This window comes from Kitasatospora sp. NPDC022785 (assembly GCF_055561295.1).
Genome location: NZ_JBVHHB010000001.1, coordinates 24,991 through 39,847 on the forward strand (window position 1 = coordinate 24,991; position 14,857 = coordinate 39,847).

The 14,857-nt window shown below is 71.8% G+C and carries 12 protein-coding genes; 6 read left to right on the plus strand and 6 right to left on the minus strand.

Features of this window, described 5'->3' with window-relative positions; all coding sequences use genetic code 11:
- Window positions 1-106 precede the first annotated feature (106 nt).
- From ACZ3YO_RS00115 to ACZ3YO_RS00135, 5 genes are all read right to left on the minus strand, one after another.
- Entirely contained in the window at window positions 107-1,336 is a 1,230-nt protein-coding gene (locus tag ACZ3YO_RS00115) for an acyltransferase family protein (RefSeq protein WP_465562805.1), read from the minus strand.
- 45 nt (window positions 1,337-1,381) lie between these two features.
- Window positions 1,382-2,524 (minus strand): alpha/beta hydrolase, encoded by a 1,143-nt coding sequence (locus tag ACZ3YO_RS00120; protein ID WP_465562808.1) that lies wholly within the window; start codon window positions 2,522-2,524, stop codon window positions 1,382-1,384.
- Window positions 2,525-2,826: 302 nt separating this feature from the next.
- Window positions 2,827-3,501, minus strand: a complete 675-nt coding sequence (locus ACZ3YO_RS00125; RefSeq protein WP_465562811.1) for a response regulator — start codon at window positions 3,499-3,501, stop codon at window positions 2,827-2,829.
- A complete protein-coding gene (locus ACZ3YO_RS00130) occupies window positions 3,498-4,802 on the minus strand; it encodes a sensor histidine kinase (RefSeq protein WP_465562814.1) in 1,305 nt (434 codons plus the stop codon). Before ACZ3YO_RS00130 ends, ACZ3YO_RS00125 begins: the two co-directional genes overlap by 4 nt.
- Before the next feature lie 85 nt (window positions 4,803-4,887).
- Entirely contained in the window at window positions 4,888-5,598 is a 711-nt protein-coding gene (locus ACZ3YO_RS00135) for a TetR/AcrR family transcriptional regulator (RefSeq protein ID WP_465562816.1), read from the minus strand.
- A 221-nt stretch (window positions 5,599-5,819) separates the two neighbouring features.
- Between ACZ3YO_RS00135 and ACZ3YO_RS00140 the strand changes: the two genes are divergently transcribed.
- Complete coding sequence (locus tag ACZ3YO_RS00140) at window positions 5,820-7,424, plus strand: MFS transporter (protein WP_465562819.1); 1,605 nt, start codon at window positions 5,820-5,822, stop codon at window positions 7,422-7,424.
- 141 nt (window positions 7,425-7,565) lie between these two features.
- Here ACZ3YO_RS00140 and aceE read toward each other — a convergent pair whose 3' ends face one another.
- Window positions 7,566-10,316 (minus strand): pyruvate dehydrogenase (acetyl-transferring), homodimeric type, encoded by a 2,751-nt coding sequence (gene aceE / locus ACZ3YO_RS00145; RefSeq protein ID WP_465562821.1) that lies wholly within the window; start codon window positions 10,314-10,316, stop codon window positions 7,566-7,568.
- Window positions 10,317-10,832: 516 nt separating this feature from the next.
- Here aceE and ACZ3YO_RS00150 point away from each other — a divergent pair.
- The 5 genes from ACZ3YO_RS00150 to ACZ3YO_RS00170 all read left to right on the plus strand — a co-directional run bounded on the left by ACZ3YO_RS00150 (window position 10,833) and on the right by ACZ3YO_RS00170 (window position 14,814).
- Window positions 10,833-11,267: a DUF3052 domain-containing protein gene (locus tag ACZ3YO_RS00150; RefSeq protein ID WP_396319602.1), complete on the plus strand. Its 435-nt coding sequence runs from the start codon at window positions 10,833-10,835 to the stop codon at window positions 11,265-11,267.
- A 240-nt stretch (window positions 11,268-11,507) separates the two neighbouring features.
- Window positions 11,508-11,966, plus strand: a complete 459-nt coding sequence (locus tag ACZ3YO_RS00155) for a peroxiredoxin (protein WP_396319601.1) — start codon at window positions 11,508-11,510, stop codon at window positions 11,964-11,966.
- Window positions 11,967-12,162: 196 nt separating this feature from the next.
- A complete protein-coding gene (locus ACZ3YO_RS00160) occupies window positions 12,163-12,738 on the plus strand; it encodes a TerD family protein (protein WP_396319600.1) in 576 nt (191 codons plus the stop codon).
- A 324-nt stretch (window positions 12,739-13,062) separates the two neighbouring features.
- Window positions 13,063-13,638, plus strand: a complete 576-nt coding sequence (locus tag ACZ3YO_RS00165; RefSeq protein ID WP_465562825.1) for a TerD family protein — start codon at window positions 13,063-13,065, stop codon at window positions 13,636-13,638.
- A gap of 69 nt (window positions 13,639-13,707) precedes the next feature.
- Window positions 13,708-14,814: a DUF475 domain-containing protein gene (locus ACZ3YO_RS00170; protein ID WP_396319598.1), complete on the plus strand. Its 1,107-nt coding sequence runs from the start codon at window positions 13,708-13,710 to the stop codon at window positions 14,812-14,814.
- Window positions 14,815-14,857 lie beyond the last annotated feature (43 nt).

The following is a 14,857-nucleotide window of genomic DNA, read 5'->3' on the forward strand; positions in this document are numbered from 1 at the left end:
TGGTTCGCATGCGGATGCCCTGCTTTGGTGGGGCGCGTGTCGCATGCGAACGGGGCGTGGGCCCGAACGGCTCACGCCCCGTCAGTCCCCGTCGGGGGACGCCTGCTCAGACCACGCCCAGCGCGTACGCGGCGAACAGCGCCGCCGCCGCGCCGGCCACCGCCTTCCAGGTGCGGGAGAACGCCGTCCACGGGCCGTCGAAGCGGCGGGTGAACCACCCGATCGCGACCAGTACGGCGCCGAACAGCGGAAGCAGCGCCAGCCGGGCGGCCACCCAGCCGAGCGAGTCGGGGGCGTCGGTCAGCCCGGGCACCGTGCCCAGGCCGGCCGCGCCGGGCACCGCGACGGCGAGCATCGCGCTCTGGTGCCAGCAGAAGATCGTCATCGCCGAGAGGTTGACCGTCACCACCGGCAGCCAGAGCAGCGGACGGCGCTTCAGCAGCCGGCCGAGCCGCTCGCGCAGCAGCACCGCGGCGCCGCACTGCAGCGCCGCCAGCGCCAGCACCAGCAGGGACGGCGGGTGCGAGTTGGTCCGCTCGGCGCCGGGTACGCCGACCATGCTCGCCGGGTAGTGGAAGGCCAGCAGCAGCACGGCGAACAGGGCGCCACCGCCGAACAGCAGCAGCCGCGCCGCCCGGCGGCCGAGCTGCTCCCGCGCCCAGAGCACGCCCAGCTGATATCCGAAGAGCCAGCCCGGCAGGATGTTCAGCAGCCCGACCCAGGACGGCACCGCCTCGGCCCACGGGCCGTACCGGAGCAGGTCGACGACGGCGACCACGGCGGCCAGGATGCCCGCCGACCAGCCGCGCAGCCGCCGGGCGGCGGCGACGCAGAGTGGGGTGAGCGCGGTCAGCCCCAGGTAGACGGCGATGTACCAGAGCGGTTGCACCACCAGCACCGAGCCGGTCCGGACGGTGTCGCCCGGGACACCGAGCCGCTCCATCAGCGGGATCAGCAGCGCCCACACGGCCGCCACCCCGAGCACCGGGCGCAGCAGCCGTACCGCCCGGCCGCGCAGCCAGGCGGCGTGGCCCAGCCCCTTGGCCCGCGCCCGGTCCAGCGAGCGGACCGAGGAATGACCGCCCACCAGGAAGAAGACGCCGAGCATCTGGAGCACCCAGCTGGCCGGGGCGAGGAAGCCGAGCGAGCTGAGCGGGCTGGCGTTGTGCAGCGCGCCGTCGGCGGAGAGGGTGAAGCCGCCGAGCATCCAGTGCCCGGCCGGCACGGCGAGCAGGGCGAGTGCGCGCAGGCCGTCCAGGGCGCGGTCGCGGGTCTCGGGGGTGCGGGCGTCGACCTGGTCGGCGGCGCGGCGCAGGGCGGTGAGCGGGTGGACCACGGCGGTGCTCCTTACTGCTGGTCGGGTGGGGTGCCTACGGCGGGTTCAGCGGCCGAGGGCGACGGCGGCGAAGGCCGCGAGCGAGGCGGTGCCGGGGGCGAAGTAGCCGGTGTGGCCGTGGGATCCGGTGGCGGGCAGCGGGTGGGCGCCGAAGCCGGGGGCGGTCGGGTCGGGGCCGTGGCCGAGGCCCAGGAGCGAGACGTTGGGCACGTTGCCGATCCAGTCGGAGCCGTTGCGCTCGACGGCCCAGAGCGGCACCCGGGGATCGAGGTCGGCCGCGGAGCCGATGCCCATCCCGGGGGAGCCGAGGACCACCACGCCCGAGGTCTGCCGCGGCCCGAGGCCGGCCAGTCCGCAGACCACCGAGCCGTAGCTGTGGCAGAACACCGTGGCGGGCGCCGCCGGGGCGGTGGAGACGGCGAGCCCGTCGAGCAGCCGGGCCAGCCGCGGCGCCCCGGCGTGGGCGAGCGTCTCGGTGGCGGCGTCCGGGCCGACGCCGACCGGGGTGGTGTAACCGGCCCAGGCGATCACGGCGGTCTGCCGGCCGGTGGCCTCGTACAGCGCGCGGGCCATCCCGGCCGGGCTGCCGTACGGATCACCCGGCCGGTCGTAGCTGTGCAGGTCGATGTCGGAGCCGGGCACGATCACGGCCGTCCGCCGGGCGGTGGCGAGGTCGCCGTAGACCTCGGCGACCTGGCCGCGGCCGCGCGGGTCGAAAGCGAGGATCTGCCGGCCGCCGTCGAGCAGGGTGCGGTAGCGCTCGGCGCGGTCGCGGGCGGCGGCGTGGTCCTGCGGGGTGAGTGCCGGGTCGGTGGCGCGGGCCAGTTGGCGTTCGCGTTCCTCGGCCAGCGCCAGCGCGTTGGCCCGGTACCGGAGCGCGACCGGCGCGCCGTCGAGGTTGCCGACCACCAGTGGGTGACGGACGGCCAGCGCGTCCTGCGGGCCGGCCGGCAGCCGGTCGAAGAAGGTGGCCACCTCGGCCGCGGAGGCGGTCGCCGGGTCGGGCAGCCGGAGGCCGAGGGTGGTGTCCGCGACCCAGGCGGCGCTGCCGGGCGGCGGGCCGATGACCGCCTGCTGGGTGTCGGCGGCCCAGCCGCCCGCGCCCAGGACGGCGGCCAGGGCCACCGCGGCGGCGGCGACCGCCCGCCGGAAACGGCGGGGCCTGTGGTGGGTGCGCGGCTGCCGCATCTTCGCTGTCTCCCTTGTCCGTTCGGTCTCGACGGAGAGGAAGGTAGAAATGCGACGGCCCCGCGGACGTCACACCGCGGGGCCAACTCCCGGGTAGCACCCGGGTATCACCTCCGCCCCGGGCCGAAGGGCGCGCCGGTACCGGGAGGGAGGGGTGGGGAGGCGAGGGAGGAGCGGGGGCGCCGGTACCGGGTCAGGAGCGCCCCGCGGGCGGGCGGGCGAGTGGACGCCGGCGTCACCGGCCCCGCGTCGCCGGCCCGCGTCACTGACCCGCGGCACCGGCCCGGTGCCGGCGCCCGCCGTCACTGACCCGGCGTCACCAGCCCGGACTCGTAGGCGAGGACCACCGCCTGGGCGCGGTCACGCAGGCCGAGCTTGGCGAGGATGCGGCCGATGTGGGTCTTGACGGTCTGCTCGGCGAGCACCAGCCCGGCGGCGATCTCCTGGTTGGAGAGGCCGCGGGCGATCAGCTCCAGCACCTCCGTCTCCCGCGGGGTCAGGCCGTTCAGCCGCAGCTTGGGGTCGCGGCGCTTGGCGGGCTTGGTCCGGGCGAAGTCCTCGATCAGCCGGCGCGTCACCGAGGGGGCGAGCAGCGCCTCGCCGGCCGCGACCACCCGGACGGCGGCGATCAGGTCGGCCGGGGGCGCGTCCTTGAGCAGGAAGCCGCTCGCCCCGGCGCGCAGCGCCTCGTACACGTAGTCGTCCACGTCGAAGGTGGTCAGCATCAGGACCTTGGGGCGGTGCGCGCCGGGGACGGCCGGGTCGAGCAGCCGGCGGGCCGCCTCCAGGCCGTCCATGCCGGGCATCCGGACGTCCATCAGCACCACGTCCGGGTGGGTGCGGCCGGTCACCTCCAGGGCCTGCGCGCCGTCCGCCGCGTCGCCCACGACGTCGATGTCGCTCTGGGCGTTCAGCAGGGCGGCGAAGCCCGCCCGCACCATCGCCTGGTCGTCGACGATGATCACGCGGATGGTCATGCGGGTGTCTCCCCGGGGGTGTCGAGCGGCAGGACGGCGGCCACCTTGAAGCCGCCGTCGGGCAGCGGGCCGGTGTCCAGCCTGCCATCCAGCAGCCGGACGCGTTCGCGCATTCCGACCAGTCCCTGGCCGGTGCCCTCGACCGACGCCTCCAGCGACTCGGTGCGCGCGGGCGGAGCGCCGTTCACCACGGTGACCAGCAGGCCCTCGCCGTCGACGGCCAGCGAGACCCAGGTCTGCGCGCCGGGCGCGTGCCGGACGACGTTGGCCAGCGCCTCCTGGACGATCCGGTAGACGGAGAGGTCGACGGCCGGCGGCAGGGTGCCGGCCAGCTCCGGCGGCGCGGCGAGCTCGGCCGGCACCCCGGCCCGGCCGACCGTCTCGACCAGCTGGCCCAGCTGCCCGACCCCGGGCTGCGGCGCCTTCTCGGCGGTGGACTCCTCGCTGCGCAGCACGCCCAGCAGCCGCCGCATCTCGGCCAGTGACTCGCGGGCGGTGCCGGCGATGGCGCCGAACTCCTCGGCGGCCTCCGGCGGGACGTCGGGTATCCGGTACGGGGCGCTGGCCGCCTGGACGGCGATCACCGACATGTGGTGGGCCACCACGTCGTGCAGCTCACGGGCGATCCGGGCGCGCTCCTCCAGCAGGGTGCGCCGCTCGCGCTCGGCCTCGCTGATGTGCTCCTGCTCGGCGAGCAGGCGTTGGGCCTCCGCCCGTTCCCGCAGGGCCCCGCCGAGCACCAGCACGGCGCCGGTCAGGGCCACCGCCAGCAGGCTGTTGTCGCCACCGAAGCGGCCGGCGGGGGCGAGCGCCGAGAGCACGAGGCTGACGGCGCCGGTGACCAGCCAGACGGAGAGCAGGGTGCGCCGGCGTTCGCGGAGTGCGAGCGGCAGCATCAGGAACAGGTAGCCGACCAGGCCGGTGGCGGGCCAGGGCCAGGGGGCGTGGGTGTCCCGCCCCGTGGTGAGGATCAGCAGGGAGGTCAGCAGGTCGGCGCCGCCGATCATCCACCAGGCGGGCAGCGGGCGGCTCACCGCCAGCAGCAGTGGCACGGTCTGTCCGACGGCGAGCCCCGCGGCCAGCCCGGCGTTGAGCCCGTAGTCGTTGGCGAGGACGTTGATCGCGCTGGGCAGCAGGGAGGAGAGCGCTGCCACCGCGAGGGCGTAGGGCAGGTAGCGGACCCAGCGGCGGGAGGCGTGGGCCAGCAGCGGGGCGTGGTCGGAGGAGGGGCGGGTGAGCGGGGCGAGCAGGGCGGGCAGCCGGCCGCCGCCCCGGGTCGGCCCGGCGGGCGGATCGATCATCCCGTCAGGTTAGGCGGCCCGGGGCGCTCCGGCGTCCGACCGGGGGCTGGATCCGGCCGTAGTACCCCGGTATGACACGCGGGTCTCAGTGCCGCCAGTCTCCGGCCAACGCGGGCCCCAGCTGGTCGAAGTAACGCCCGATCAGGGCGATCATTCCCTCCGGCCCGGACTCCTCCTGGTCGGCGGTCCAGGACAGGTGGGCCGCGCGCAGCACGCTGCCGAAGACGGCGGCGATCACCGTGGGGCGCAGGTCCTCGGCCGGGTCCAGGCCCTCGCGGGCCGCGATCACCTGGGCGACCACCCGTTCCTGCTCGGTGACCCGGCACAGGTGGGCGGCGAGCAGGGTGGGTGACTCCTCGATCATCGCGATCAGCTCCAGCGCGCTGGTGACCGAGCCGGGGCCGGTGTGCAGCGGGGAGCCGAGCTCGCGCCAGGACTCGACGATGGCGGCGCGCAGCGCCTGGATCGGGTTCTCCGCGGCGGGGCGCCGGCGCAGCCGGTCGATGAAGTAGTCCTCGGCGTCGGCCAGGACGGCGAGTGCGACCTCGTCCTTGTTGGCGAAGTAGCGGAAGAAGGTGCGCTGGGAGACGTCGACGGCGGCGGCGATCTCGTCCACGGTCGTCCGGGCGAAGCCCTGGCTCAGGAAGAGCCGGTGGGCGGCCTCGATCAGGGCGTCCCTGGTCTGCTGCTTCTTGCGCTCGCGCAGGCCGGGGCCGGTGCCGTGGGCGGTCCCGTCGCGGCCGGCGGTTCTGCCGGCCGCCGGGGTGGTGGCGGCGGGCGAGGGCTGAGCGGCCATGGCGGGGCCTTCCGGGCGGTGGGTGCGGCTGGGGTGCAGGAGCACAACTGTAGCGGTCTGACAAATGGCAGTGACGGACACTAGTCAGCGTTTGCCGAATGGCAGTCGCTGACATAATCTGCCGAACGTGGCGCCCTACGGCCGGGTAACTCGTGGGGACGGGTGGCCGGGGCGCCACACCCATGCCCGTTGTTCCGCCGCAATGCCCCCGGAGGGCCCAGATGAGCCAGTCCGTCGTCAAGAGCGCCAGGGCGGACGTGCCGCCGCAGCGCAAGCCTCCGTCCGGGGGCCGCCTCCAGGGGCACCCCTGGCTGACCCTGCTGACCGTCGCCGTCGGCGTGATGATGGTCGCCCTGGACGGCACGATCGTCGCGATCGCCAACCCCGTCATCCAGGCCGACCTCAAGGCCGCGCCCTCCGAGATCCAGTGGGTCACCAGCGGCTACCTGCTGGCCCTGGCGGTCTTCCTGATCACCGCAGGCAAGATCGGGGACCGGTTCGGCCACAAGAACACCTTCCTGGTCGGTGCCGTCGGCTTCGCCGCCACCTCGGCCGCGATCGGGTTCGCCACCGACATCCAGATGGTGATCGCCTTCCGGGTCCTCCAGGGCCTGTTCGGCGCGCTGCTCCAGCCGGCCGCGCTCGGCCTGCTGCGCGGGGCCTTCCCGGCCGAGAAGCTCAACATGGCGATCGGCATCTGGGGCGGTGTGATCGGCGCGTCCACCGCGGCCGGCCCGATCGTGGGCGGCCTGCTGGTCGAGCACGTCAACTGGGAGTCGGTGTTCTTCATCAACATCCCGGTCGGCCTGATCGCGCTGGCCCTCGGCATCTGGATCCTCAAGGACGTCCGCGCGGAGAACGCCGCCAAGTCCTTCGACATCCCCGGCATCGTGCTGCTCTCGGTGGCGATGTTCGCGCTGGTCTTCGGCATCATCAAGGCGCCCGAGTGGGGCTGGGGCGACACCCGGACCGTGCTCTTCCTCGGCGGCGCGGTGGTCCTGATGGCGCTCTTCGCGTTCTGGCAGAGCAAGGCCCGCGAGCCGCTCATCCCGCTCAGCCTGTTCCGCTCGCTGCCGCTCTCGGCCGGCACCCTGCTGATGGTGCTGATGGCCTTCTCGTTCTTCGGCGCGATCTTCTTCGTGACCTTCTACCTGCAGAACGTGCACGGGATGTCGCCGGTCTCGGCCGGCGTCCACCTGCTGCCGATGACCGGCATGATGATCGTCGGCTCGCCGCTGGCGGGCCTGGCCATCGGCAGGCTCGGCCCGCGGATCCCGATCGTGGCCGGCATGCTGATCACCACCGCCGCGATGTTCGGCATGTCCACCCTGGACGCGGGCTCCGGCACCGGCGTGATGTCGCTCTGGTTCGTCCTGATGGGCCTCGGCATCAGCCCGGTCATGGTCGGCGCCACCGAGGTGATCGTCGGCAATGCCCCGCTGGAGCTCTCCGGCGTCGCCGGCGGCCTCCAGCAGGCGGCGATGCAGGTCGGCGGCAGCCTGGGCACCGCCGTCCTCGGCGCGCTGATGGCCGCCAAGGTCACCGACGTGCTGCCCGGCAACTGGGCCAGGGCCGGACTGCCGCCGGTCGAGAGTGCCCAGGCCGAGGGCCTCGACCAGGCCGCCCAGCTCGGCATCGCCCCGCCGGCCCCGCCCGGCACCCCGCAGCAGGCCGTCGACGCGATGGCCGGCGCCGTCCACGACTCCTTCGTCAGCGGGATGTCGCTCGCCTTCGCGGTCGCCTCCGTGGTGGCCTTCGCGGCGGCCCTGCTCGGCCTCCTCACCCGCCGCGGCGCCACCGACGCCGGCCCGGCTGTGCACATCTGACCCCACCCCGCGGTACGCGGGCGGCCCCGGACTCCACCGAGTCCGGGGCCGCCCGCGTACCGGGACGCTCCGACGGGCCCGGGAACGGCGAGGGGCCGGACCTCCGGGTGGAGGTCCGGCCCCTCAGGGTCCGACTGCCGGTCAGGCGTCGCCGCCGGCGGCGCCCGGGTCGGCGGCCGCCACGTCGAGCAGCTGGTAGCGGTCGATCGCGTCCTTCAGGGCGCTGCGGTCGACCTTGCCCTGCTTGGCGAGCTCGGTGAGCACGCCGAGGACGACCGACTGGGCGTCGATGTGGAAGAAGCGACGGGCCGCGCCGCGGGTGTCCGCGAAGCCGAAGCCGTCGGCACCCAGCGACTGGTACTGGCCCGGCACCCAGCGCGAGATCTGGTCCGGCACCGCGCGCATCCAGTCGGAGACGGCGACGAACGGGCCCTCGGCGCCCTGGAGCTTCTGCGTCACGTACGGGACGCGCTGCGGCTCCTCCGGGTGCAGGAGGTTGAACTCCTCGGCCTCCACCGCGTCGCGGCGCAGCTCGTTCCAGGAGGTCGCGGACCAGACGTCGGCCTTGACGTTCCACTCCTCGGCGAGGATGCGCTGGGCCTCCAGGGCCCACGGCACCGCCACGCCGGAGGCGAGGATCTGGGCCGGGATCTGGCCGGCGGTCGCCGGGGCGTACCGGTGCAGACCCTTGAGGATGCCCTCGACGTCGACGTTCTCCGGCTCGGCCGGCATCTTGATCGGCTCGTTGTAGACGGTCATGTAGTAGAACACGTCCTCGCCGTGCGGGAACTCCGCGGACGAGCCGTACATCCGCCGCAGGCCGTCCTGGACGATGTGCGCGATCTCGAAGCCGTACGCGGGGTCGTACGCGACGACGCCCGGGTTGGTCGAGGCCAGCAGCTGCGAGTGGCCGTCGGCGTGCTGCAGGCCCTCACCGGTCAGGGTGGTGCGGCCGGCGGTGGCGCCGATCACGAAACCGCGGGCCAGCTGGTCGGCCATCTGCCAGAACTGGTCGCCGGTGCGCTGGAACCCGAACATCGAGTAGAAGACGTAGACCGGGATCAGCGGCTCGCCGTGGGTCGCGTAGGACGAGCCCGCGGCGATGAGCGAGGCGGTGCAGCCGGCCTCGGAGATGCCGTCGTGCAGCATCTGCCCGGTCGGCGACTCCTTGTACGCGAGCAGCAGCTCGCGGTCGACCGACTCGTAGGTCTGGCCGAGCGGGTTGTAGATCTTCGCCGACGGGAACAGCGAGTCCATACCGAAGGTGCGGTACTCGTCCGGGGCGATCGGCACGAAGCGGTTGCCGATGCCCTTGTCGCGCATCAGGTCCTTGAGCACCCGGACGAACGCCATGGTGGTGGCGATGGTCTGGTTGCCGGAACCCTTCTTGACCGCCTTGTACGCGTCGTCGCCCGGGAGCTCCAGCTTGCGCGGCCGCACCTTGCGGGTCGGCACGTAGCCGCCCAGCTCCTTGCGGCGGTCGTGCATGTACTGGATCTCCTCCGAGTCACGGCCCGGGTGGTAGTAGGGCGGGTAGCCCTCCTCCAGCTGCTTGTCCGTGATCGGGATGTGCAGGCGGTCGCGGAAGCGCTTGAGGTCCTCGACCGTCAGCTTCTTCATCTGGTGGGTCGCGTTGCGGCCCTCGAAGTTGGGACCGAGCGTCCAGCCCTTGACCGTCTGCGCGAGGATGACCGTCGGCTGGCCCGTGTGCTCGCGGGCGGCCTTGAACGCCGCGTACACCTTGGCGTGGTCGTGACCGCCGCGGCCCAGGTGCTGGATCTGCTGGTCGGTCATGTTCTCGACCATCTTGCGCAGCCGCAGGTCGCCGCCGAAGAAGTTCTCGCGGATGTACGCGCCGGTCTCGGTGGCGTAGGTCTGGAACTGGCCGTCCACCGTGGTGTTCAGCTTGTTCACCAGGACGCCGTCGCGGTCCTGCGCGAGCAGCGGGTCCCAGCTGCGGTCCCAGACGAGCTTGATCACGTTCCAGCCGGCGCCGCGGAACTGCGACTCCAGCTCCTGGATGATCTTGCCGTTGCCGCGGACCGGGCCGTCCAGACGCTGCAGGTTGCAGTTGACCACGAAGGTCAGGTTGTCCAGGCCCTCGCGCGCGGCGAGCGACAGCTGGCCCAGCGACTCGGGCTCGTCCATCTCGCCGTCGCCGAGGAAGGCGTAGACGTGCGAGTCGGAGGTGTCCTTGATGCCGCGGTGCTCCAGGTAGCGGTTCATCCGGGCCTGGTAGATCGCGCCGAGCGGGCCGAGGCCCATCGAGACGGTCGGGAACTCCCAGAAGTCCGGCATCAGCCGCGGGTGCGGGTAGCTGGAGAGGCCGTACGGGGCCTTCGACTTCTCCTGGCGGAAGGCGTCGAGCTGCTGCTCGGTCAGTCGGTCCAGGAGGAAGGCGCGGGCGTAGATGCCGGGGGAGGCGTGACCCTGGAAGAAGATCTGGTCGCCGGACTCGCCCTCGGCGTCCTTGCCGCGGAAGAAGTAGTTGAAGCCGACGTCGTAGAGCGACGCGGAGGAGGCGAAGGTGGCGATGTGGCCGCCCACGCCGATGCCCGGGCGCTGGGCGCGCGAAACCATGACGGCCGCGTTCCAACGGGTGGCGTTGAGGACCTTGCGCTCGATCTCCTCGTTACCGGGGAAGAAGGGCTCGTCCTTGGTGGCGATGGTGTTGACGTAGTCCGTGCTGCGCATCTCGGGCACGGCGACACGCTTCTCGCGGGCGCGCTCGATCAAGCGGAGCATCAGGTAGCGGGCACGCTCGCGCCCCCGCTCGTCGATGGCCGCGTCAAGCGACTCCAGCCATTCCGCGGTCTCCTCGGGATCGAAGTCCGGGACCTGACTCGGAAGGCCGCCAATGATGATCGGGTTGCGATCGGATCCGGAAGCCACGCTGTTCCTTCACTGTCGGTCGAAACTTAGGTGTGTCGCGCCGCCTCCATCGTGCTACCGCGCTCGGAGATCCGTCATCTCTACCGATCGGTAACCGTTCCGCCTGGTGGGCGGTACGGTCTGGCGGAGTGCGGAACAGGCGCTGTTGCCTGCGCCGCGCACCACCGGGTGTTACGAAAAGAGGTGGTCCGACCTGGTTGCCCGACCGTCCGATGGCGGGCGGTCGGGGTGAGGGCCAACAGGAGACTCTACGCCCGCGCACGCGCGGACCCGAATGCCGTTCGCATCTCGGGCACGCGTACGGCCTGTGGACCGGGACCACCCGAAGCATCCTTGTCTCACGCAGAGAAGGGCAAATCGGTGTGATTCGCGACACCTCGACCGGCGTGTCCCCCTGCGACACGTCAACCTTTGGAGGGGATCGGGGGTCGGGTACTTGCGCGAACCGCCGCGCCCGTGTGGACTACGGCCACAGCCTCGGCATGGATGCCGGGCCGAATACTGGAGGTTATTCCCGTGAGCGCGACCGCGGACCCCGCGGACAAGTCCAACCCGGCGCACCGTCTCGGTTTCGAGAAGGACCAGATCATCCAGGAGCTGGGGTACGACGACGACACTGACCAGGAACTCCGCGAAGGCATCGAGGAGCTCACCGGGACGGATCTCGTCGACGAGGACTACGACGACGTCGCCGACGCCGTCCTGCTGTGGCACCGCGACGACGACGGGGATCTGACCGACGCCCTCGTCGACGCCCTGGAGTACCTGGCCGAGGGCGGCCTGATCTGGCTGCTGACGCCCAAGACCGGCCGCGACGGTCACATCGAGGCCTCGGACATCGCCGATGCGGCGCGGACGGCCGGCCTCTCCCAGACCAGCTCGATCGCGATCGCCAAGGACTGGGCCGCCACCCGTCTGGCGACCAAGGCCACCAAGGCGGGCAAGCGCTGAGCGCCCCGCGGAGCTGAGCCGCGAACCAGGACCGGGCCCCGCTGGAGGAAGCTCCAGCGGGGCCCGGTCGTTTCACCGTCCCGGCTGGAGACCCCGCCGGTGAGTGCGTTCGCCCAGGGCGAAAGTGACCGGCCCGGACGAGGGCGCCCTCACCCGTTCGGCCGAATCGGTGCAAACGGATGCGAGGATGTCGCTCGCCGCGCCCGCCGCGCGGCCCCGTCGCGTCAGAAAGGTCCCACCATGGCCATCGAGGTCGGCACCGAGGCTCCGGACTTCGAGCTGAAGAACCAGCACGGCGAGCTGGTCAAGCTCTCCGACTTCCGGGGCGAGAAGAACGTCGTCCTGGTCTTCTACCCGTTCTCCTTCACCGGCGTCTGCACCGGCGAGGTGTGCGCGATCCAGAAGGAGCTGCCGCGGCTGCAGAACGACGACGTCCAGGTGCTCGGCGTCTCCAACGACTCGCCGTTCACCCAGCGCGTCTTCGCCGAGCAGGAGGGCCTGGACTACCCGCTGCTCTCCGACTTCTGGCCGCACGGCGAGGTCTCCCGCGCCTACGGCGTCTTCAACGAGGAGAAGGGCTGCGCGGTCCGCGGCACCTTCGTGATCGACAAGGCCGGCGTGGTCCGCTGGAGCGTCGTCAACGACCTCCCGGACGCCCGTGACGAGCAGGAGTACCTGAAGGTCCTCGGCTCGCTCTGAGCCCGCCTTCCGCCCCCGCGGGCCCGGTCCGGCCGAGAATTCGAACAGCCACGCCGGGCCCGTTCCCTGCCCAGGACGGGAACCCGGCACTACGATCGGTCCGTTGGCTGGTCAGAGGCCCGGGGGCAACCGCCGCCGACGCCTTGGACCGCACCACGGGGGCACCACGGCGTGCCTCCCGATTCTTGGAGGACAAGTGGGTGTCAGCCTGAGCAAGGGCGGCAATGTCTCGCTCACCAAGGAGGCCCCCGGCCTGACCGCCGTGGTCGTCGGCCTCGGCTGGGACGTCCGTACCACCACCGGCACGGACTTCGACCTGGACGCCAGCGCCCTGCTCTGCAACGACCAGGGCAAGGTCGGCACGGACGGCAACTTCGTCTTCTTCAACAACCTGAAGAGCCCCGACGGCTCGGTCGAGCACACCGGCGACAACCTGACCGGTGAGGGCGAGGGCGACGACGAGCAGATCAAGGTCAACCTGGCCGGCGTTCCGGCGGACGTGTCCAAGATCGTCTTCCCGGTGTCCATCTACGACGCCGAGAACCGGACGCAGAACTTCGGCCAGGTCCGCAACGCGTTCATCCGCGTGGTGAACCAGGCCGACAACAAGGAGCTGGCCCGGTACGACCTCTCCGAGGACGCCTCGACCGAGACCGCGATGGTCTTCGGCGAGCTCTACCGCAACGGTGCCGAGTGGAAGTTCCGCGCCATCGGCCAGGGTTACGCCTCCGGCCTGCGCGGCATCGCCCAGGACTTCGGCGTCAACGTCTGAGCCCGGGGCGGGCCCCGGAGGCCTGACGCAGCACCACCGGCCGGGGGGGGGGGGGGGGGGGGGGGGGGGGGGGGGGGGGCCCCCGCCCCCGGGGGGGGGGGCGCCCCCGGGGGGGGCGGGGGGGGGCCCCGGGGGGCCCCCCCCCCCCCCCGGGGGGGGGCCGCCCCCCCCGGGCCGCCGGGGCCCCCCGCCCCGGCTTCGCGTTGCCCCGGCGCACTGGAAGGATAGGAGTTCAGGAAGTTCAGCCGGCCGGAAGAGGCCGGGCGGGGCCACGGGGGAATAGACCTAGATGCGCCCCGGGAGGCAAAGGGAGGAAGGACAGCCATGAGTGTCACGCTCGCCAAGGGTGGAAACGTCTCGCTCACCAAGGCCGCGCCGAATCTGACGCAGGTGCAGATCGGCCTCGGCTGGGATGCCCGCTCGACCACCGGGGCGCCGTTCGACCTCGACGCCAGCGCGCTGCTCTGCTCGGGAGGACGGGTGCTCGGCGACGAGTACTTCGTCTTCTACAACAACCTGAAGAGCCCCGAGGGCTCGGTCGAGCACCAGGGCGACAACCTCACCGGTGACGGCGAGGGCGACGACGAGGTCGTCCTGGTCAACCTGGACCTCGTCCCGCCGCAGGTCGACAAGGTGGTCTTCCCGGTGTCGATCTACGACGCCGAGTCGCGGACGCAGAACTTCGGCCAGGTGCGCAACGCCTACATCCGCGTGGTCAACTCCGTGGACGGACAGGAGATCGCGCGCTACGACCTCTCCGAGGACGCGTCCAGCGAGACCGCGATGATCTTCGGTGAGCTGTACCGCTACGCGGGGGAGTGGAAGTTCCGGGCAGTGGGCCAGGGGTACGCCTCGGGCCTGCGCGGTATTGCCCTCGATTTCGGCGTAAACGTACAGTAAAGGCGCGAAACTCGCCTGCTGCGCTTCGGCCGCAGGCGGCGCCATGAACTCGAAAGGTAACCAAGTCCCGTGTTCCTCCGCACATTCGGCTGGTCATTCGCGATCACCGTCATCGGGCTGATCGCAGCCGGCCTGCTCTGGGGAGCCGAGGGATTCGGCATTGTGCTGATCCTCTCCATCCTGGAGATCTCCCTGTCGTTCGACAACGCGGTGGTCAACGCCACGGTGTTGAAGCGGATGAACCCGTACTGGCAGAAGATCTTCCTCACCGTCGGTGTGCTGATCGCCGTCTTCGGTATGCGGCTGATCTTCCCGCTGCTGGTGGTCGGCCTCACCGCACACCTCAACCCGGCGACGGTCATCGACCTCGCGCTCCACTCGGACGCGACGTACGAGGGCATGACGTACGCCCAGTACCTGGAGGCCGCCAACCCGGCCATCGCGGCTTTCGGTGGCGTCTTCCTGCTGATGATCTTCCTCGACTTCATCTTCGAGGAGAAGGACTACAACTGGCTGGCCTGGATCGAGCGTCCGCTGGAGAAGGTCGGCAAGCTGGAGGCCTTCTCGACGGTCGTCGCGCTGGTCACGCTGCTGCTGGCGTCCAACTTCTTCGCCGGTGAGCACGCCGAGACGGTGCTGCTCGCGGGTGTGCTCGGCCTGGTCACCTACCTCGTCGTGAACGGACTCTCCTCGGTCTTCGAGGCGGGCCTGGAGGAAGAGGCCGAGGAGGAGGAGAGGGCCGAGAAGAGCGGCAAGTCCATCGTCCAGGTGGGCGGAAAGGCCGCGTTCTTCCTCTTCATGTACCTGGAGGTTCTGGACGCGTCGTTCTCCTTCGACGGCGTCGTCGGCGCGTTCGCGATTTCCAGCGACATCTTCCAGATCACCCTGGGCCTCGGCATCGGCGCGATGTACATCCGCTCGCTGACCGTCTTCCTGGTCCGCAAGGGCACCCTGGACGACTACGTCTACCTGGAGCACGGCGCGCACTACGCGATCGGCGCGCTCGCGGTGATCCTGATGGTCGGCATCAAGTACCACATTCCGGAGATCGTCACCGGCCTGATCGGCGTCGCCTTCATCGGCCTCGCCCTCGGCTCGTCGATCCTGCGCAACCGGCGCGAGTCCGCCGACGGCGACGGAGGCGAGGAGCGGGAGCTGGTGAGCACCGGCAAGTAACACCCGGCCCAGTCCGGCCCGCAGCGCCCCGGTGGCGCTCGGA

Bases quoted from the DNA above. Each gene is read 5' to 3' on its own strand.
- ACZ3YO_RS00120 (WP_465562808.1), bottom strand. From the start codon at position 2,524: ATGCGGCAGCCGCGCACCCACCACAGGCCCCGCCGTTTCCGGCGGGCG.
- ACZ3YO_RS00125 (WP_465562811.1), bottom strand. From the start codon at position 3,501: ATGACCATCCGCGTGATCATCGTCGACGACCAGGCGATGGTGCGGGCG.
- ACZ3YO_RS00130 (WP_465562814.1), bottom strand. From the start codon at position 4,802: ATGATCGATCCGCCCGCCGGGCCGACCCGGGGCGGCGGCCGGCTGCCC.
- ACZ3YO_RS00135 (WP_465562816.1), bottom strand. From the start codon at position 5,598: ATGGCCGCTCAGCCCTCGCCCGCCGCCACCACCCCGGCGGCCGGCAGA.
- ACZ3YO_RS00140 (WP_465562819.1), top strand. From the start codon at position 5,820: ATGAGCCAGTCCGTCGTCAAGAGCGCCAGGGCGGACGTGCCGCCGCAG.
- ACZ3YO_RS00155 (WP_396319601.1), top strand. From the start codon at position 11,508: ATGGCCATCGAGGTCGGCACCGAGGCTCCGGACTTCGAGCTGAAGAAC.
- ACZ3YO_RS00165 (WP_465562825.1), top strand. From the start codon at position 13,063: ATGAGTGTCACGCTCGCCAAGGGTGGAAACGTCTCGCTCACCAAGGCC.